The sequence below is a fragment of the uncultured Rhodococcus sp. genome, assembly GCF_963525155.1.
Lineage (GTDB): Bacteria > Actinomycetota > Actinomycetes > Mycobacteriales > Mycobacteriaceae > Rhodococcus_F > Rhodococcus_F qingshengii.
Window position 1 is genome coordinate 1 of the sequence record NZ_CAURKP010000100.1, and the last position, 19,532, is coordinate 19,532.

General features: G+C 63.7%; 19 protein-coding genes. 9 read left to right on the forward strand and 10 right to left on the reverse strand.

Annotated elements, in window-relative coordinates; genetic code table 11:
• The 5 genes from RWT78_RS18830 to RWT78_RS18850 form a co-directional block, all read left to right on the forward strand.
• The coding region (locus RWT78_RS18830) for a TetR/AcrR family transcriptional regulator (RefSeq protein WP_314677239.1) at positions 1-604 on the forward strand (604 nt) is incomplete at its 5' end.
• Between the two features lie 97 nt (positions 605-701).
• Positions 702-2,273 carry an MFS transporter gene (locus RWT78_RS18835; protein ID WP_003945261.1) on the forward strand — a complete coding sequence of 524 codons (1,572 nt, stop codon included), beginning with the start codon at positions 702-704 and terminating at the stop codon, positions 2,271-2,273.
• 97 nt (positions 2,274-2,370) lie between these two features.
• Positions 2,371-3,984, forward strand: coding sequence for a serine hydrolase (locus RWT78_RS18840; protein ID WP_314677240.1), 1,614 nt, complete (start codon positions 2,371-2,373; stop codon positions 3,982-3,984).
• A gap of 17 nt (positions 3,985-4,001) precedes the next feature.
• The gene (locus tag RWT78_RS18845) at positions 4,002-4,427 is read left to right on the forward strand and encodes a limonene-1,2-epoxide hydrolase family protein (RefSeq protein WP_269612899.1); all 426 of its coding nucleotides are present in this window, start codon (positions 4,002-4,004) and stop codon (positions 4,425-4,427) included.
• A 30-nt stretch (positions 4,428-4,457) separates the two neighbouring features.
• On the forward strand, positions 4,458-4,862 hold the full coding sequence (locus RWT78_RS18850) for a carboxymuconolactone decarboxylase family protein (RefSeq protein WP_003945227.1): 405 nt from the start codon (positions 4,458-4,460) through the stop codon (positions 4,860-4,862).
• 60 nt (positions 4,863-4,922) lie between these two features.
• Here RWT78_RS18850 and RWT78_RS18855 read toward each other — a convergent pair whose 3' ends face one another.
• From RWT78_RS18855 to RWT78_RS18875, 5 genes are all read right to left on the reverse strand, one after another.
• Positions 4,923-6,290, reverse strand: coding sequence for a PhoH family protein (locus RWT78_RS18855; RefSeq protein ID WP_003945274.1), 1,368 nt, complete (start codon positions 6,288-6,290; stop codon positions 4,923-4,925).
• A 275-nt stretch (positions 6,291-6,565) separates the two neighbouring features.
• Entirely contained in the window at positions 6,566-7,282 is a 717-nt protein-coding gene (locus RWT78_RS18860) for a LuxR family transcriptional regulator (RefSeq protein WP_037132017.1), read from the reverse strand.
• A gap of 26 nt (positions 7,283-7,308) precedes the next feature.
• Complete coding sequence (locus RWT78_RS18865; RefSeq protein ID WP_314677248.1) at positions 7,309-8,742, reverse strand: amidase family protein; 1,434 nt, start codon at positions 8,740-8,742, stop codon at positions 7,309-7,311.
• 152 nt (positions 8,743-8,894) lie between these two features.
• On the reverse strand, positions 8,895-10,202 hold the full coding sequence (gene glyA, locus RWT78_RS18870) for a serine hydroxymethyltransferase (RefSeq protein WP_003945195.1): 1,308 nt from the start codon (positions 10,200-10,202) through the stop codon (positions 8,895-8,897).
• Between the two features lie 76 nt (positions 10,203-10,278).
• On the reverse strand, positions 10,279-11,475 hold the full coding sequence (locus RWT78_RS18875) for a hypothetical protein (RefSeq protein ID WP_003945228.1): 1,197 nt from the start codon (positions 11,473-11,475) through the stop codon (positions 10,279-10,281).
• A gap of 172 nt (positions 11,476-11,647) precedes the next feature.
• Here RWT78_RS18875 and coaA point away from each other — a divergent pair, with 172 nt between their 5' ends.
• Positions 11,648-12,580 (forward strand): type I pantothenate kinase, encoded by a 933-nt coding sequence (gene coaA, locus RWT78_RS18880; protein ID WP_003945270.1) that lies wholly within the window; start codon positions 11,648-11,650, stop codon positions 12,578-12,580.
• A gap of 6 nt (positions 12,581-12,586) precedes the next feature.
• On the opposite strand, the gene RWT78_RS18885 is transcribed toward coaA, so the two are convergent.
• Positions 12,587-13,354, reverse strand: coding sequence for an isoprenyl transferase (locus tag RWT78_RS18885; protein WP_003945211.1), 768 nt, complete (start codon positions 13,352-13,354; stop codon positions 12,587-12,589).
• 172 nt (positions 13,355-13,526) lie between these two features.
• On the opposite strand from RWT78_RS18885, the gene RWT78_RS18890 reads away from it, so the two are divergent.
• A complete protein-coding gene (locus RWT78_RS18890) occupies positions 13,527-14,195 on the forward strand; it encodes a hemolysin III family protein (protein ID WP_003945269.1) in 669 nt (222 codons plus the stop codon).
• Here the strand turns inward: RWT78_RS18890 and RWT78_RS18895 are convergent.
• Genes RWT78_RS18895 through mca form a run of 3 tightly spaced genes read right to left on the reverse strand, consistent with a single transcriptional unit; the run spans position 14,162 to position 17,398 of the window.
• On the reverse strand, positions 14,162-16,189 hold the full coding sequence (locus RWT78_RS18895) for a thioredoxin domain-containing protein (protein WP_314677252.1): 2,028 nt from the start codon (positions 16,187-16,189) through the stop codon (positions 14,162-14,164). The genes RWT78_RS18890 and RWT78_RS18895 overlap by 34 nt on opposite strands.
• A gap of 19 nt (positions 16,190-16,208) precedes the next feature.
• Entirely contained in the window at positions 16,209-16,523 is a 315-nt protein-coding gene (locus tag RWT78_RS18900; RefSeq protein ID WP_003943283.1) for a hypothetical protein, read from the reverse strand.
• Positions 16,520-17,398 (reverse strand): mycothiol conjugate amidase Mca, encoded by an 879-nt coding sequence (gene mca / locus RWT78_RS18905; RefSeq protein WP_007726383.1) that lies wholly within the window; start codon positions 17,396-17,398, stop codon positions 16,520-16,522. Before mca ends, RWT78_RS18900 begins: the two co-directional genes overlap by 4 nt.
• A 303-nt stretch (positions 17,399-17,701) precedes the next feature.
• On the opposite strand from mca, the gene RWT78_RS18910 reads away from it, so the two are divergent.
• A complete protein-coding gene (locus RWT78_RS18910) occupies positions 17,702-18,127 on the forward strand; it encodes a DUF4307 domain-containing protein (RefSeq protein WP_007726384.1) in 426 nt (141 codons plus the stop codon).
• A gap of 227 nt (positions 18,128-18,354) precedes the next feature.
• Complete coding sequence (gene greA, locus RWT78_RS18915; protein ID WP_007726385.1) at positions 18,355-18,849, forward strand: transcription elongation factor GreA; 495 nt, start codon at positions 18,355-18,357, stop codon at positions 18,847-18,849.
• A gap of 52 nt (positions 18,850-18,901) precedes the next feature.
• On the opposite strand, the gene RWT78_RS18920 is transcribed toward greA, so the two are convergent.
• Positions 18,902-19,532 (reverse strand): C40 family peptidase (locus RWT78_RS18920; protein WP_314677256.1); only part of this gene is annotated, 631 nt, incomplete at its 5' end.

Sequence of the window (19,532 nt, forward strand, 5' to 3'; positions counted from 1 at the left end):
TGATTCGAACAGCACTGCGATTGCATACGATGGCGGGATGGCCGACTCCGATTCCCGCACTCTGATGCTGGTCGGCGCCATCAATGCCTTCCGTGAACACGGGATCGCGACGACCTCGCTCACCGAGATCGTCGAACGCTCGGGAGCTCCCCGCGGGTCGGTGTACCACTACTTTCCCGAGGGCAAAGGACAGCTGGCCGGCGAAGCAGTTGCCTACTTCGGCCGGGGCGTCAGTGCCGCCATCAGTTCGATGATCGCTCAGTCTTCCCCACCGGAGATCATCGACGCGGTTGTCACGATATTTCGAAACAGCTTGGTAGAGAGCGATTTCACCTCCTCCTGTCCGGTCGCAGCCGCGGCAGTGGAGGGCGCGTCGACGCCGGCGGCATTAACTGCTGCGGGCGAATCCTTCACCTCGTGGGAATCGCTTCTCACATCGTTCTTCTGGCAGCAGGGACAGCCGTCCGAGACTGCAGCACAGTGGGCAACCGTCGTGATCGCGTCAATCGAAGGCGCGACGCTGATGGCAAAAGCTCAGCACACCACGGCGCCTCTCGATCGCATCGGCGCTCACCTCAAGGCTCTGGTCTCGGCCCCGAGCTGACCAACCCTCTTTCTTCCAACCGCTGCTGCCGTCCGCGCAGGAGCAGAGATGGCGTACAAACATGTCTCACACACTTGCACCGGCGCCCTCGGCGCCCATGATGACCAAGTCCCGTCGATTCACTGCGCTGATCTTCATCTGCCTCGCCGAACTCCTTGTCGTGCTGGACAACACAGTGGTCAACGTCGCACTGCCGACGATGAGCGTCGACTTGTTCGCCAGCGTCAGCGACCTGCAGTGGATCGTCGACGCGTACACGTTGACCTTCGCCGGGTTCCTACTCACTTTCGGCCACCTGGGTGACCGCTTCGGACGCCGCCGAGTGATGATCATCGGCTTGATCGGCGTCGGTGCGATGTCGCTCGTCGGCGCCTTGGCTTCCAACCTCGAACAGGTGATCATGGCGCGAGCCGCCATGGGTGTCTTTGCCGCAGCTGTCTTTCCGGCTACGTTGGCCATGATCACCAACATCTTCACCGACGCCAGAGAACGAGCCATCGCCATCGCGGCCTGGACCGCAATGGCCGGCTTCGCGATTGCCATCGGCCCGACTGCGGGCGGCTGGCTTCTCGAGCACTTCTCCTGGCACTCGGTGTTCTGGATGAACGTTCCGGCAGCATTGTTGGTCATCGTGGGTGTGCTGCTGGTTGTTCCGGAATCGAAGGCGCTCCACGTCGGCCGATTCGATTTCGTCGGAACAATCTTGTCGCTACTGGGCATCGTCATTCTGGTGTGGACCATCATCGACGCACCACATCGCGGATGGGTGTCGACATTCAGCATCACGGGATACCTCTCTGCGACAGTGTTGTTGGCCGCATTCGTAGCATGGGAACTGCGCACCGACGCGCCGATCCTGAACATGAATCTCTTCCGAATCCGGCGGTTTTCTTTCCCCGCCTTGGCTATTGCGGTCAGCTACTTCAGTATGTTCGGGTTCTTGTTCCTGATCACGCAGTACTTCCAGGGCGTTCGCGAATACTCGCCGCTCGAATTCGGCATCCACTCTTTGCCTTTCGCCGCCGCTGTTGCCGTGGGCGCCCCCGTCGCCACCTTGGCGGCACAGAAACTCGGCACGACCGCAGTGATGGTGTTCGGCCTCCTCGTCCTCAGCGGCGGCATGTTCCTGGCCGGCCAGACGACCGTCGAGACGCCCTACCTCGGACCCGTCGTGATCTCGATGGTTCTCATGGGTCTGGGCCTCGCAATTGTCCAGGGACCGGCTACCGACTCCATCATGTCCTCGGTGCCCCTCGACGAAGCCGGCGCAGGTTCGGCAGTCAACGACACGACGCGTGAGCTCGGCGGGACCCTGGGCGTCGCCGTCATCGGTTCGATCGTCGCCTCGTACTACACGTCCAAGGTGGCTCCGATCGTCGACGCCATTCCCGACGCCGTGATGTCGGCGCAGGAGAAAGGCTTCGCTCGTGAGTCCGTGCTCAGCGTCATCGAGATCCGCTCCCGCGACATCAGTCCGCTCTTCGAGCAGCAGAAGGACAGTCTGATCTACACGATGAAGACCGCATGCCTGGAAGGTTTCGCCATCGCGTCGTACTTCACAGTCGGAGCAGCATTGATCACCGCTCTGCTGGTCGCGTTGTTGCTCCCTTGGAAGCCGGTCACGGAAGGCTCCATTCTCGGCAGTCTGACAACCAAGACCCCGAAGTAGCTACAAGGTTTCCCGATTTGTCCCAATATCAGCCCGCCGTTCCCCGATACTGGATTGACCGAGTGGTACCGACGACAACCCTGCTAGGGAGAATCTCGTGTCCATCACCAGTAGAAACAGCTCGCGACTGTCGGCAGCGGCGGTTCCGGTAGTACTGACGGTCGCCCTGCTCGCCGGATGCTCGTCGAATTCAGACACCACGTCGGCGCCCGGGCCGGTCGTCAGCGACGGCAGCCCGGGTCTCGACGCCGGGGTGCCGATCCCGGACGGGCAAATCGACGACGCGGTCGGGAAGCTCGACGGCCTCGCGAACGACCTCATGGCAAGTTCCGGTGTTCCCGGCATGGCGGTGGCCGTGGTGCACGGAGGTAAGACTGTGTACGCAAAGGGATTCGGGGTTCGCGAGTTGGGTAAGAGCGCCACCGTCGATGCCGACACCGTGTTCCAACTGGCATCGGTGTCGAAATCGGTCGGGGCCACGGTGGTCGCCCACGAAGTCGGAATCGGGACCGTCGACTGGGACACTCCGGTGATCTCGAAACTGCCGGGGTTTGCGCTTGCCGATCCGTGGGTGACCGACCACCTCACGATCTCCGATCTCTACACGCATCGGTCGGGGTTACCGGACCACGCCGGCGACGGGCTGGAGGACCTGGGCTACAACCGGGCCCAGGTACTCGAAAAACTTCGCCAACTACCGCTCAATCCATTCCGAATCACATACGAGTACACGAACTTCGGCGTCACAGCCGGTGCGGAGGCCGTTGCAGCCGCGGCGGGCACCGATTGGGAAACGCTGTCGCAGAACACGATCTACGGTCCGCTCGGTATGACTTCGACGTCTTCGCGGTTCGCCGATTACCAAGCCCGAGAAAATCGAACAGTCGGCCATATCCTCGAAGACGGAAAGTACAAGGTAGGGCCGGTTCGGGACGCCGACGCCCAATCCCCCGCCGGTGGAGTCAGCTCCTCAGTGAACGACATGGCCAAGTGGTTGGACATGGTGCTGTCTGGCGGTCGGTATCAGGGGCAGCAGGTCGTTCAGACGGATGCGCTCGTGCCCGCAGTCAACCCGGAAATCGTCTCGCGCCATGCGCAGGAAATCGGGGAACGTTCCGGCTTCTACGGCTACGGGTTCAACGTTTCCGACAGCGCGGCAGGCCGTGTGACCGCCAGCCACTCCGGCGCCTTCCTGCTCGGTGCCGGGACCAATTTCGTGACGATTCCCTCCGCTGACGTCGGCATAGTCGTTCTGACCAACGGCACGCCCACCGGCGTCGCAGAGACTTTGACCGCCGAATTCGCCGATCTGGTGCAGTTCGGGAAAATCACCCGCGAGTGGCGCCCGCTGTACGAAGCGTCCTTTGCCTCACAGGCCGACCCTGAGGGCGAACTTGCCGGGAAGACGCCGCCGGCCTCCCCCGCTCCCGCGCCACCGACAGACCAATTGACCGGCGACTACGGCAATCCGTACTGGGGTCCCGCGCTCGTGACGCAGCAGAACGGTGCGCTGACCTTGACCATGGGTCCCGCGGCCGCGACGTACCCTCTGACCCACTGGGACGGAAACACCTTCACGTTCCCGCTCAGCGGCGAGAACGCACCGGCCGGGACGGTCTCGAAGGCCACCTTCGACGGAAACTCGCTAACCTTGGAGTACTTCGATCACGATCATCTCGGTACCTTCATCCGGGCAACACCGGCCGAATAATCAGCCAAGGACACCCCATGAGTAGTTCGACAGCCACGGTGAACGCAATGTTCGCGGCCCTCACCGATTTCGACGTGGACGCCGCAGCCGAATTGATGACAGACGACATCGTCTGGCAGAACGTCTCGCTCCCCACCCTGCGAGGCAAGAAGACCGTCGTGCGAGCGCTACGTCTGGTCACCAAGCCTTCACTGAAATTCGAGGCGGAGATGCACCACATCGTCGGCGACGAGTCCACGGTGCTCACCGAACGCACCGACATCCTCACCGTCGGACCGCTGCGCATCGAGTTCTGGGTATGCGGAACTTTCGAACTGCGCGACGGCAAGGTCTGCGTCTGGCGGGACTACTTCAGTCTGCGAGACGTCGCGTGGGGCGTGGTGAGCGCGGTCGGCCGCGCAGTCGTCGGGACCGGGACACGAAGTAGGCTTGCTCCGGCCTGAAATCACCTGCCGAAAGCGAGCGAACCTGCCATGTCCGAAAACACCACGCCTGACTCCTTCGACGCCGGATTGGCTGTGCGCACCGAAGTCATGGGGGCCGATTTCGTCGACGCCGCCTTCGAGCGCACCCGCGGAACGGACAGCGAAGAACTGCAGAACTTCGTGACGGCCAACGTCTGGGGTTCGGTATGGACGCGTCCCGGACTCGATCGCCGCAGTCGTAGTCTGATCAATCTGGGGATGCTGATCGCGCTGCGCGCCGAGAACGAACTCAAAGGCCACGTACGTGGGGCATTGCGAAACGGCTTGACGCGCACCGAGATCGTCGAAACCGTGATCCACGCGAGCGCGTATTGCGGCGCTCCGGCCGGACTGGCGGCGATGCGTGTCGTGCAGGAAGTTCTCGACAACGAACTGGGACCGCTGCAAAACTGAACAACTTCAAACCCAGGCATCTCCCCGTGCAGACGGAAGTCCGCACGGGGAGATCACTTCTCAGGAAGTGGGGCCGAACTCCTCGAGCATGTCGGTCACCAACTCGGCGATCGGCGAACGCTCACTGCGCGTGAGTGTGATGTGCGCAAAAAGCGGGTGCCCCTTGAGCTTTTCGATGACGGCCGCAACTCCGTCGTGCCTGCCCACTCGCAGGTTGTCACGCTGCGCGACGTCGTGCGTGAGGACCACTCGCGAGCCGGTTCCCAGACGAGAAAGCACTGTCAGCAGAACATTTCGTTCGAGCGACTGCGCTTCGTCGACGATCACGAACGAATCGTGCAGCGACCGACCGCGAATGTGCGTCAGCGGCAACACTTCCAGCATTCCGCGGGCGAGAACCTCCTCGAGAACCTCTGGCGAGGCCAACCCGTCGAGAGTGTCGAAAACGGCCTGAGCCCACGGGCCCATCTTCTCGCTCTCACTACCGGGAAGGTAGCCGAGTTCTTGTCCGCCAACGGCATACAACGGACGGAAGACGACAACCTTGCGCTGAGTGCGCCGCTCGAGAACGGCTTCCAAACCTGCCGTCAGAGCCAAGGCCGATTTACCGGTGCCCGCCTTACCACCGAGAGAGATGATGCCGATGCTCTCGTCCATGAGGAGATCGAGCGCAATGCGCTGCTCGGCGGAGCGGCCGTGCAACCCGAACGCCTCGCGCTCACCGCGCACCAACTGGATGCGCTTGTCGGGAGTCACCCGACCGAGGGCGCTCGACGAACCACCGAGCAGGCGAAGACCCGTGTGACACGGCAGATCTCGCGCTTCGTCGAGGTCCAGGAAACCCTCGTTGAACAGCTCGTCGATGTCCGTCGAGGCGACGTCCAGCTCGGTCATACCCGTCCATCCGGAGGGCACGACGTCGTGAGCGTGGTACTCGTCGGCAGGTAGTCCCACCGCGCCCGCCTTCACACGAAGCGGAATGTCCTTGCTGACGAGGACTACGTCCTTGCCCTCCGCCGCAAGGTTCAGCGCACACGCCAGAATCCTCGAATCGTTACTGTCCGTGCGGAATCCGACTGGCAAGACCGCAGGGTCGGTGTGATTGAGTTCGACCTGCAGCGTCCCGTTCTCGGTGCCGATCGGCACCGGACGGTCGAGGCGGCTGTATTCGATCCGTAGATCGTCGAGCATGCGGAGCGATTCTCGGGCGAACCATCCCAGTTCGTGGTGGTGCCGTTTGCCTTCGAGTTCACTGATCACGACCAGTGGGAGTACCACGTGGTGTTCGGCGAATCGAGTGACAGCCCATGGATCGGACAGTAGTACCGAGGTATCCAAGACGTACGTGCGAAGTGCATCTCCCGAATGATTCCCGGCTGATAGATCAGCCCGGGCCGAGTGGGCAGAGACGGAGCGTGATGCAGTCACGTTGGGCTCCTAGGTCTGCGCGGCACCCGCGCAAACTCAGCTCGCTGGGCCGGACGGCTCTGGTGTCAGGTGACGCTGTGTCAGCTGAAACAAGGGCCGGGCGCCGGCCCTCTCGTACTGAGTGTTTCAGTCACGATCAGAACCTCCCGCACAAGTAACTTCTGGTTACTCGTTACTGCCGACGGTACTGCGGATCGGACACTCGCGCCACGGAACGAGCCGCACATCTGGTGAACGCCAGGTAACAAAATGCCACTCGTGTGATTCGGCGTCACTCAGGACTCGATCAGACCCCACTTCGCGGCGCGCACCGCCGCCTGAACCCGCGAATTGGTTCCGGTCTTGACGAAGATGTTCTCGAGGTGGGTGGCGACGGTGCGACGGCTGACGAACAACTCCTCGGCGATCTCGACATTGCCCGCGCCCCTGGCCACCAATTGCAGTACTTGGATCTCCCGTGGGCTCAGATGGACACGATCGAGCGCCACCTGGTCCCCCACGACGCGCGAGCAGGCTGCGCTGGACGCCGCCACCACCTCCCGTACGCGATCGACGACGCCGGAATCCGCGAAGCTCATGTGCAGCAATCCGGTCACCTCACGGCCGGAGAACCCCAATGCGACCGAGGCACCCTCGGCGTACCCGGACGGCCGCAGAACATCGGTGACCATCTCGACCTGCTCGAATCGTGGCACGTCCTGCCAGAACACGGGCACGCCCGAAGCCTCGCGAATGATGCCGAAGAGATTGCGATCGGCGACGAAGTCCTCGAGCAGGAACTCGAGCACCCTGGCGTCGTATCCGGAACTCGCCAGAGCCCGATGCCTTCCGGTCGACGGGTCTCGGTACGTGACCGCCGCAGCCGAGTACGCGAGTCCACGTGCGCGGAGTTCTTCGGCGCACAGGCCGAGAATGCCGTACGCCCCGGCCGCCGGCGATCGCGGCGCGAACATGTCAGGTCCAGCGCCGCGATCAGGCAGTACAGACGTCATCACACCAATCTAGCCAATCGTGTGAGCTAGGCCACGACCAGTGAATCGGCCGGCTTCTTGTCCGCCCACGGACGTGCCGCTTCGAAGTTCGCGGCAGTCCGCAGAACCATTGCGTCCTGGCGGTGACGTGCGGCGATCTGCAGCCCCACCGGTCGACCGTCGGCGGTGAATCCGGCGGGCACGGTGATCGCCGGATTGTTGAGCATGTTGTACGGGTAGGTGAAGAGCCAATCGAGCAACTGCTCACGCAGCGACGCACCTTCGAGCCACGACGGCGCGAACTGACTGAGCGGGAACGTGGCCGAAGCCAGGGTCGGCGAGACCAACACGTCGTAGTCGTTCATGAACGCGGTCCACGTGTCCCACATGACGCCGCGGAATGCGTCGGCCCGCCCGACGTCGACACCGGTGAGCCGCTCGGCCTCGTGCATGATCTCGATCAGGTTGTCGTCGACCTCGCCGCGCTGGTTCTCCCAGTCGAGCAAGTCGTATTCGGAAGCGAAACCGGGAACCCAGATGCCGTTCCACATCGACTCCGACGGATTTCCCCACTGCGGGGTCGCCTCGGTGATCCGGGCACCCAATTCCTCGAATGCCGACAACGCGTCGAGACACACCGCCAGCACCTCCGGATCAACATGGCCGAGACCGAGATTCGGCGACCACGCCACGCGAAGGCCCTTCACGTCGCCCTTCGAGGCTTCGACGTACGAGGTCTCGGCACGCTCGATCGAGAGCGGGTCCGCATTGTCCGGCCCGGCCATGATGTCGAGCATCAGCGCGTTGTCGGCAACAGTCCGGGTGATCGGACCGTGATACGCCCAGTTGTAGAAGCGCCCGGCCAGGATGGTCTGCGGGATGACGCCGGTGGTCGGCTTCAACCCGACGACCCCGCAGAGCGCCGACGGGATACGCACCGATCCCGCGCCGTCACTGCCCTCGGCGAGTGGCCCGAGGCCTGCAGCCACAGCAGCCGACGCACCGCCACTGGACCCGCCCGCGCTGTTGCCGAGCTTCCACGGGTTGTGCGTCGGCCCGTACAGGTGGTTGTCCGTGCCTCCGTAGTAACCACTTTCGGGAGTATTCGTCTTTCCCAGGAACAGTCCGCCGGCGCCACGCAGCCTGTCCACGACGACGGCATTTCCCGTCGCGATGTTGTCGGCCATCGGCTTCATCCCGAACGTGGTCGGCAGCCCGTCGACTGCCGTCAGATCTTTGATCGTGAACGGAACGCCGTGCAGCGGGCCGAGTTTCTCGCCCGCTTCCTGTTGCCGTGAGAGTTCGGCCGCATCGCGCGTCACCTGCTCGCGATCGAACTGGACTATCGCGTTGATCGACGGATTGACGGCGTCGACGCGCTGGATCATCGCTTCGGCAATCTCGTTGGGCGAGAGACTGTTCGACGCGACCGACGCCGCCATCTCGGTAGCGGAGAGCCAATGCAGATTCTGTTCGGTCATGGGGTTTCCTTCGCCGGAGGGGTGATGCTCTCAGGCTAGGAAGCGCCGAACTCGGCCACCATCGGTCATGTGACCGATGCCACAATCCGCGACTGGCAAAAAACCAGCGGCCCGGCCCCTCGAAAGGGACCGGGCCGTCGGTGAAGGAATTCCTAGACGTTCTTGCTGAGCAGGCCCCAGTTCTCGAGACCGTCGTACAGAGGAAGGTCGAGAGCGAGCTTGGCGACGCGCGCACGCAGCGCCGGCAGATCCGCGTTGCCGGCCAGAGCGGTACCGATGATGTCGGCGACCTCGGTGAACTCGGCATCGCCGAATCCGCGAGTGGCCAACGCTGCGGTACCGATACGCAGACCGGAGGTGGTCATCGGCGGGCGGGGATCGAACGGAACAGCGTTGCGGTTGACCGTGATGCCGATTTCGTGCAGAAGGTCCTCACCCTGCTGGCCGTCGAGCTGCGAGTTACGCAGGTCCACGAGAACGAGGTGGACGTCCGTGCCGCCGGTCAGGACGCTGATGCCCTGGTCTGCGACGTCCTTGTTGCCCAGACGCTCGGCAAGGATGCGCGCACCGGAAAGGGTGCGTGCCTGACGATCCTTGAACTCTTCACCGGCAGCGATCTTGAAGGTGACTGCCTTGGCCGCGATGGCGTGCATGAGCGGTCCACCCTGCTGACCGGGGAAGACAGCGGAGTTGAGCTTCTTGGCCCACTCTTTCTTCGCCAGGATCAGGCCCGAACGCGGACCACCGAGGGTCTTGTGGACGGTCGAGGAGACGACGTCTGCGTACGGGACGGGCGACGGGTGCAGTCCTGCCGCAACCAGTCCGGCGAAGTGAGCCATGTCCACCCACAGGTACGCCCCGACCTCGTCGGCGATCGCACGGAACGCCGCGAAGTCCTGCTGACGCGGGTACGCGGACCAGCCGGCAACGATGACCTTCGGCTTCTCGGCGAGGGCGATCGAGCGCACCTCGTCCATGTCGATGCGGTGATCTTCCTTGCTGACGCCGTAGGACGCGACGTCGTACAACTTGCCGGAGAAGTTGAGCTTCATGCCGTGCGTGAGGTGACCGCCGTGTGCAAGGTCGAGGCCGAGCAGCTTCTCACCCGGGTTCATCAGTGCCATCAGAACAGCAGCGTTGGCCTGTGCGCCCGAGTGCGGCTGAACGTTCGCGAACTCTGCACCGAAGAGTTCCTTCGCACGGTTGCGCGCCAGATCCTCGATGACGTCGACGTGCTCGCAACCGCCGTAGTAACGACGTCCCGGGTAGCCCTCGGCGTACTTGTTGGTCAGGACGCTGCCCTGAGCCTGCAGAACCGAGCGGGGAACGAAGTTCTCCGACGCGATCATCTCGAGCGTGTCGCGCTGACGAGCCAATTCACCAGCCATCGCCTCGGCGACTTCGGGGTCGAGTTCGGCGAGTGATGCAGAGTTGACGTCGGAGCCGGGCACAGCGGTCATCGAGGAATCTCCAAGCTGGATGCGGAAACGAATGCGTCCAGTCTACGAAGTTCGCTCCCGCCGTCTCCACCCGGCACTAGGCAGCACGCAGAGAGCTGGGGACCAGCGGCTCGTCGAGCAGCCTGCGGAAGCGTTCGGTGCGCTCCGCGCCCACCGGCACCTCGTCCAGCCAGCCCCCGAGCAGCCGGTATCCCTCGACATACGTGCTGGTGTACGCCCGCCACAGCGGCGAAGACAGGAACTTGAGCGATTGGCGAGCGCGTTCCGGCGTCGACAGCGACCACCGTTCGAGGAACAGCGCCACGTCGTCGAGGCTGCGCCCCTCGTCGTGCAACATCAGCGCCGCATCCTGCCGGACACTCAGCAGTTGCCCCGACGCTGCGGAGAGCCGTTGCGCCTTTTCCCCGTCGAAAGACAAGCCGAGGTCGGCGTAGATGTCCTGCGCCCACAAACCCCAGTCCGGGCCGACAATCGCTTCCAGCGCCAAATCCGCGAGGCCTTCGGCCATGATGCACTGCGGCGTGTTGACCAGGAACAGTGTCTGCTCGAGCTGGCCCGAACCGACCAGACCGGCTTCCTTACGGCAATGCTCGGTGTGATGGCCGGGGTAGGACTCGTGCGCGATCAGCCGCGGTAGGTTGGCCATGAACTGCGGCAGATCCGAATTGATCGCAACCTTGGAGCGGTAGTCACCGAGGTAGTAGTTGAAGCCGGACCACGGCTTGTCCCCCACCACTTCGTATTCGACGGTTTCCGACGCGGGAAGCCCGAACGTGCCGCGGACCAGATCGCGCAGCGCACTCGACATTGCCTCGACGCACTCGTTCAGTTTCGCCGCGGGGATCTCGTCGGCCTTGCGATGCGCCTGCACCCGCTGCGCCAGCGGTCCCGGACCGGGCAGAACTTCACCCATCAACCGGTGAGCGTCGCTGTAGGCGTCCTCGTTTCCCTTCTCGATTCGGACGTCGAAGTACGCCTCGACCTCGTCCACGAAGCCGATGTCCTCACCCGCGAACTTGCGCCCGGAGCATTCCAGAGCGCGAAGGTGTACGTCGACGAAGTGGGAGCGTTCGGCATTCAGACCACTTCCGGCCAACTCGCCCCGCAATTCACGTGCCGTGCGGGCAAGTTCACGCGGATCGGGCTTCGGGGCGCTCTGGATCTGCTTACGCAGCGCCGGGTCACCGGTGAATGCGTCGACGAACCCGTCTTCGAGACGGTCGAAACCCAGTCCGAGCAGCAGGTATTGGCGAACAAGTGTGTCTGGATCCATAACGACCGAGCCTAGTCGCTCGCTCCGGAATGCCACCCGGCGAAAGTCCCGGACGTGGCACCGAGCACAATCCGACTATGCACTCGGATCGTGCGCACACGCGCCTGGCTTGCTCGCATAGCTGTTTCGTCCGCCGGGCCCCGGGTTCACTACGTGCCGGTGAGCTGGGCTGATGGCGCGCACCAACGAATCGAGTCCCTACGTCGAGTTCGACCGCAAGCAGTGGCGGACACTGCGTAAGTCGACGCCACTGGTGTTGACCGAGGACGAGTTGTACGGCCTGCGTGGTCTCGGCGAGCAGATCGATCTCGAAGAAGTTGCCGAGGTTTATCTCCCCCTCGCACGTCTGATCCACCTGCAGGTGGCGGCACGCCAACGACTGTTCGCGGCCACCGCGACCTTCCTCGGCGAGAAGCATCCCGATCGTCAGGTGCCCTTCGTCATCGGTGTCGCCGGTTCGGTCGCGGTCGGAAAATCCACGACTGCTCGTGTGCTGCAAGCTCTCCTGGCCCGCTGGGATCACCATCCGCGCGTCGACCTCGTCACCACGGACGGATTCCTCTATCCGACCAGGGAACTCCAGCGTCGGGGCATCATGCACCGCAAGGGTTTTCCCGAAAGCTACGATCGCCGCAAGCTGTTGCGCTTCGTCACCGAAGTCAAGTCCGGGGCGGAAGAGGTAGCGGCACCGGTCTATTCGCACACGTCGTACGACATCATCCCGGGCCAGTACCACCTGATCCGCCAGCCCGACATCCTCATCATCGAGGGCCTCAACGTCCTGCAGACCGGCCCGCGTCTGATGGTCTCCGATCTGTTCGACTTCTCGATCTACGTCGACGCCCGCATCGAGGACATCGAAGCCTGGTACATCCAGCGGTTCCTCGCGCTACGCAACACGTCGTTCGCCGATCCGAACGCCCACTTTCACCACTACTCCGGCCTCTCCGACCGTGACGCGACCATCGCGGCGAAGGAGATCTGGAACTCGATCAACCACCCGAACCTGGTGGAGAACATTCTCCCCACCCGCCCCCGCGCAACCCTGGTGCTGCGCAAGGACGCCGATCACACGATCAACCGGCTGCGACTGCGCAAGCTCTGAGACGGCTCAGGCGCCGAACCGGCGGTGGCGCGCCGCGTAATCACGCAAGGCTCGAAGAAAGTCGACTCGACGGAACTCGGGCCAGTACGCCTCGGTGAACCAGATCTCCGAATAGGCGCTCTGCCACAACAGGAATCCGGAGAGCCGCTGCTCGCCGGAGGTGCGGATCACCAGATCCGGATCGGGCTGCCCCGACGTGTACAGATGCCCGTCGATGCCGTCGACCGTGACGGCCTGGATCAGTTCGTCTCCGCTCAGGCCCGCACCGATCTTGTCGCGCAGGAGCGATTGGACGGCGTCGGCGATCTCCTGACGCCCGCCGTATCCGATCGCGACGTTGACATGTGTCCCGGTTCGGCCGCTCGTCCCCGCCGCCGCTTCCCGCAAGCGCCTGGACTGCTCGGGAGGCAGAAGATCGAGAGCACCGACGATCTGCACACTCCAGTTCTTGCCGGGCCCGGAGATCTCTTCGACGACGTCGGTGATGATTTCGAGGAGGGTGTCGAGCTCTTCCGGCTCGCGGCGCAGGTTCTCGGTCGAGAGCAGGTAGATGGTTGCCATCTCGATTCCGGCGGCGTCGCACCACTCGAGCAATTCGGCAATTTTGAGCGCGCCCATGCGGTGCCCGTGACTGACATCGGTGAAGCCGTTCTCGCGAGCCCATCGCCGATTTCCGTCACACATCACGGCTACGTGCCGTGGGTGCGCGAGACCGTCGAGATGACTGAGGAGTCGTCGCTCGTAGATGCTGTACAGCAGTCCGCGCAGATTCACCGTGACATCACCATGGTGTCAAAGACTACGCCCGGCAGTGACAGCCACATGCGAGCGCCGTCACGCTTTTTGTACGCGTCGAAAACCCGCAGGTAGGTTATGCTACTGATGCGTAACCTACGGTACCGTAGGTTACGCGGTTCGCAACAGTACGGAACGAGAGGGGTTGCACATGACGGCATTCGGGCTCGACGAGCTTCCGGTCAAACCACGCATGCGCGGTTGGATCCATCTGTGGGCGCTCGGTGTCTCCGTCGTCGCGGGCATCGTTCTCGTCTCCGTCGCCGGCGCTCAGGTCGGCGCCAAAGCGGCTTGGGCAACCGCGATCTACAGCGTCACGATCTGCGGCCTCTTCGGCATCAGTGCGACGTATCACCGCATCCAGTGGCAGACGGTCAAGGGCCGTACGTGGATGAAGCGTGCGGACCATTCGATGATCTTTCTCTTCATCGCCGGCAGCTACACACCGTTCGCCATGCTCGGCCTCCCGACTCACACCGGCAAGATCATCCTCGCGATCGTGTGGGCAGGCGCGCTCGCCGGCGTCGCACTCAAGATGCTCTGGCCCACCGCCCCGAAATGGGTGGGAGTCCCGCTCTACCTGCTCCTCGGTTGGGCGATCGTTCCCGTGGTCGGTGAACTGACGCACCAGGTCGGTGTGGCGCCGATGGTGCTGCTGCTCGTCGGCGGAATCTTCTACAGCGTCGGCGCAATTCTGTACGCGACGAAATGGCCAAACCCGTGGCCCACGACGTTCGGGCATCACGAGTTCTTCCACGCCGCGACGGTCGTCGCAGCGATCTGCCACTACATCGCGGTATGGCTCGTCGTGTTCAACTGACTCGCCAGTTCCACCGCCGTCGTCACCGGCCGATCACACACGAATCCCCGACAGATGTACGCGGCTTCACCACCGTCGACGAGGGGTCGATCTGCAAGCAGCGGTGAAGAATCCGGGGCACCCCCGACAACCACTGCACCACCCGGCGCAAGCCGGCGGGCATCGGCCAACAGCGAACCTTCCCCGACGACGGCCACCTGTATCGGACCACGCAACGACGCTTCCGCCACCGCGAGCCAGTGCCCCGCCGACCGAGGCGCACGCTCGAGCGGCAGCGTGGCCCTCGCCAGCGCGTCCGCCGCGGCCTGGGCGTAACGAGAAGAGCGCTCGGCATCGGTCAACGCCGCTGCGGTCAACAGAGCCTCCGCGACGCTCGACGCACCGGACGGCGTCGCGCCGTCCAACGGGTCTCGGGGCCGAGTCACGAGCGACTCCGCGAAATCGGCCGTGTCGAACCAGCTTCCCGGCTCGGCCGGATCAGCGAAGTGGTCGACAGTGACGTCGAGCAACTGCTGCGCCGCATCGAGCCACCGCGCCAATCCCGTTGCCTGGTATAGAGCCAGGAGGCCGGTGGCCAACATTGCGTAATCCTCGAGCACGCCCGTCGGGGCGCCGACAGCCCCGCCGAGGGAAGCGCGACGCAAGTGACCGTCCACCAGGTGAAGGTCGAGAAGAGCGCCATCGCACTCGGCCGACGCGGTGATCCAGTCGGGTAGGTCCAGGGCAAGTCCGGCTTCCGTCAAGGCCGTGACGGTCAGCCCGTTCCAGGCCGTCACCACCTTGTCGTCGCGGCCGGGCTGTGGACGCTGAGCCCGGACGGCACGTAGAGCGTCGGAGACCGTCTGCCAGCGCGACCAGTCGTCGGGGTCACGGAGCAACTGCAGTACCGACGCACCCTCTTCGAAGGTTCCGGTATCGGTGACCCGGAACAACTCCGACGCCCACTGCCCGTCCTCCGCGCCGAGAATCTCGACCAGCTGCGTCGGCGTCCATACGTACGTGAGGCCTTCGACGCCGTCGGTGTCGGCATCGAGAGCCGAAGCGAAGCAACCGTTCTCTGTCAGCAGATCGGAGAGCAGGAACCTTGCGGTCTCCTCGGTGACGCGAGTGGCGAGGTCCGATCCGGTGCGCCGCGCCCAGTGCGCGTAGAACCGCAGGAGCAGCGCATTGTCGTAGAGCATCTTCTCGAAGTGCGGAACCACCCACTCGGCATCGACCGAGTACCGCGAGAAACCGCCACCCAACTGGTCGTAGATCCCGCCACGTGCCATTGCTTCGGCGGTGCGCTCGATGCCGCCGAGGATCTCGCCCGAACCCGTTCGCTCGTACTGTCGGAGCAGCCCCTCCAGTAGTGCCGACGGTGGAAACTTCGGTGCCCCACCGAATCCCCCGCGCGGGACGTCCTCGTCGCCGAGGATCGACCGACCCGCCGCGTTCAGCAGCTCGGCGTCGATGGGTGCTCCCCCGTACGGAATCCCGCCCGACGCGCGCTGAAGTTCCGTGACGATCGACTGCGCCGCGTTGTCGACCTCGTCGCGCCGATTCGTGAAGGTGTCGACTATCGCTTCGAGAAGCTGTGTGAACGAAGGCATTCCGCCGCGAGGCGTCGGCGGGTAGTACGTGCCGCAGTAGAACGGTGAACCGTCGGGAGTCAGGAAACAGGTCATGGGCCAGCCGCCCTGGCCGGTCATCGCAACCGTCGCATTCATGTAGACGGCGTCGATGTCGGGACGTTCTTCTCGGTCCACCTTCACACAGACGAAGTTCGCGTTCATGACGGCCGCGATCTCGTCGTTCTCGAACGACTCGTGCGCCATGACGTGGCACCAGTGGCACGCCGAGTATCCGATCGAGAGGAGAATCGGCACGTTGCGCTCGCGCGCCCACCCCATCGCTTCTTCGCCCCACTGTTGCCAGTGGACCGGATTGTCGGCGTGCTGACGCAGGTAAGGGCTCGAGGACCCACCCAGGTTGTTCCGCATCCGTGGGTCCATCGCCGCTACCTCGTTCGTCTCAGGATTCTTGCTTGGGCTTCTTCTCGGTAGAGACGTTGGGGTCCGCCGGGCTCGGAGCAGTGATAGCTCCCCGGTCGGTGCCTTCGTCTGCCTGCTGATCGAGTTCGGGATGATCCGGTTCGAACGTCTCCGGCAGCTTCTTGAGCTGGCGGTTCATCGACCGAACCAGGAGGATCACACCGATGAGCAGCGCAAGAATCACCAGCAGGCCGACCGGAGACGACTTTCCGAACTCCGGGCCGGATGGATTACTCGGGGTCTGAGCAAGAAATTGTGTGGTGCCGAGAACTACCTCGGCGGACAGAGCATTCACTTCTGAGCGTCCTCTTCGAGACCTGCGAACAGGTCGGTTTCCGGAATGGACGTGGTGACCCGCGTCTTGGCGAGCTCGAATTCCTCGGTGGGCCAGATCTTCTGCTGAATGTCGAGCGGCACAGCGAAGAACGAACCGTTGGGATCGATCTGCGTCGCGTGTGCGCGCAGAGCATCGTCACGCTGGGGAAAGTAGTCGCCGCACGTGACCTGAGTGGTCACCCGGACCATCATGTCGCCGCGTTCGGTCTTCCACTTCTTGAGCCAGTCCGCCATCGGGAACGGCTCACCGCGACGCTCGTACTCCTCCTGGAAGAGTTCGAGGCGCTTACGGATGAATCCGTGCGAGTAGTAGACCTTCTTGATTTCCCACGGCTGACCGTCCTCGGGGAAGTACTCGGGATCGGCGGCGGCTTCGTAGGCTGCCATCGTCACCTCGTGGCACCGGATGTGATCCGGGTGCGGGTATCCGCCGTTCTCGTCGTACGTCGTGACGACGTGGGGACGGAACTCGCGAATCACCTTGACCAGAGCGCGCGTCGACTCTTCGAGCGGAACGAGGGCGAAGCACCCTTCGGGCAGCGGCGGAAGAGGGTCGCCCTCGGGAAGCCCGGAATCGACGAAACCGAGCCAGCGCTGCTTCACGCCCAGGATGCGAGCGGCCTCGGCCATCTCCTCCTGGCGAACTTCGCTGATTCGATCGCGGACACCGGGAACGTCCATGGCCGGGTTGAGAATGTCGCCACGCTCACCCCCGGTGAGCGTCAGGACCATCACTTCGTGGCCTTCGGCTGCATAACGGGCGGTGGTGGCCGCACCCTTGCTCGACTCGTCGTCGGGATGGGCATGGACGGCCATGAGCCGGAATCCGCTCACGTGTTCGTTCACCTCAACTTCACCTGTAGCCGTTGCCGGCAGTTCACCTGTAGCCGTCACCGGCAGTTCACCTGTAGCCGTCACCGGCAGTCTTCGAATCACACGCTGTGCACCGCTCGGATTACTCCGGGTCGTTGCCGTCAAACGTACCGACTGCCGACAAACCTACCGACGGCGCGACGGGATACGTCCTCTATAGTTCCACCCGAGAGTTCCTGGCGCAGCCGTGACCCCTTCGGTAATCCGGCGGGACACAGTCAGTTGCTGCACGACACGCGAACTCGAGTCTTCGAGAGCAGAGTGATGAGCAAACCGCTTCCCCAAGATCGGTACCCGAGCACAACTCGCACGGGCAGTCCCCGCAAGTGGATGGTGTGGGCTCTGACCGCTCTCGTCATCGTCGTAGGCGGCGGAATCGCGTACTACGCGTACGGAAAATTTGCGGTCAAGGAAATCGAGACCGAGACCATCTCGTTCGACATCGCCAACGACTCCACGGTGAAGATCCGTTTCACCGTCACACGCGACGACTCGTCGCGTGAAGCGATGTGCATCGTGCGCGCACGCTCGAAGGACGGCTCCGAAACCGGTCGACGTGAGGTCTACGTCCCGTCGTCGGAACATCAGACCCTCGAGTTCAACACCGAGGTCAAGACGTCCCAGCCGCCAGGCATGGCCGACGTCTACGGCTGCAGCTTCGACGTTCCGGAGTACCTGACCAAGAGCTGACCTCGGAACGCACCCACCCTGCCGGACGTTTGACGCCGGACAGGGCGGGTAGTCATGCGTGATAGAATTGCCCGATACACGGTTCCGGGTGGAACCGTGTATTGCTGCATTGACGCAAGGTTTGACGGCAAGGTTGCATCCCTGGTGGTGCTTCTGCGTCGTTGTTCGCTGCTGTTGCAGCGATCGTCGAGGGAGCCCCCGGCTCCGACTACTAGGGAGTGATCGAGATGACCGAGACCCAGGTGACCTGGCTTACCCAGGAATCACATGACAGGCTCAAGAACGAACTCGACCAGCTCATCGCCAATCGCCCGGTCATCGCCGCCGAGATCAACGAGCGTCGCGAAGAGGGCGACCTGAAAGAGAACGGCGGCTACCACGCTGCCCGCGAAGAGCAGGGTCAGCAGGAAGCCCGCATTCGCCAGCTCCAGGAGCTGCTGAACAGCGCAAAGGTCGGCGAGGCCCCCACTCAGTCCGGTGTCGCACTGCCCGGATCCGTAGTCAAGGTCTACTACGACGGCGACGAGAGTGACACCGAGACGTTCCTGATCGCTACCCGCGAAGAAGGCGCACGTGACGCCAAGCTCGAGGTCTACTCGCCGAACTCACCGCTGGGCGGCGCGCTGCTCGAAGCCAAGGTCGGCGACACGCGTGAGTACAACCTGCCCAACGGCAGCACCATGAAGGTCACGCTGCTGAGCGCGGAGCCTTACCACAGCTGATCGGCTGTACCAGCTCTGAAAAGAAGCGCCCCCCGCCACGGGCGGGTGGCGCTTATTGCGATGTCGGCGCGCGCGGGTTCCTGCCCACACACACCCCGCCGCGAGCCGTCAAGCCTGCGAAGATCGGGCCGACCTTCACCACGTCGCCGAACGTGGGTGCGTGAAGCATCTGACCGTTGCCGACGTAGATCGCCACGTGGCCGGGGCCGCCTGCCTGCCAGTTGCCGAACAACAGGTCACCGGGCTGCGCCTGATCCAGCGGGATCTCGACGCCGACACCCCACTGCGTCTCCGAGGTCCGGGGCAGAGTCACCCCGGTGGCCGCGTGGATCGCGTACGACGTCAGCCCCGAGCAGTCGAACCCGCCCATCGACGGCCCGTTGATGTTTCCGCCACCCCACACGTACGGCAATCCGAGAAACTTCAGACCGGCCTCGACGACGCCGCCCACCGCTGCGGCGAGGTTGTTGTAGTCGAAGGGCGCAAGCATCAGGGCGAACGAGTCCTGCAACGATTTGATCTGGGCGACAAACGGAGCGGCGACCGCCTGCTCCGCAGGAACCTCGCCCGACTTGTCTGCCGGAACGCCGCCCGCTTCGCGAACTGCGTCCGGCCCGACGTCGTAGGCAGCGAGCGCGAGGTCGACGGTATCGCCCTCGACCTCACCGGACTTCTGCCAGGAC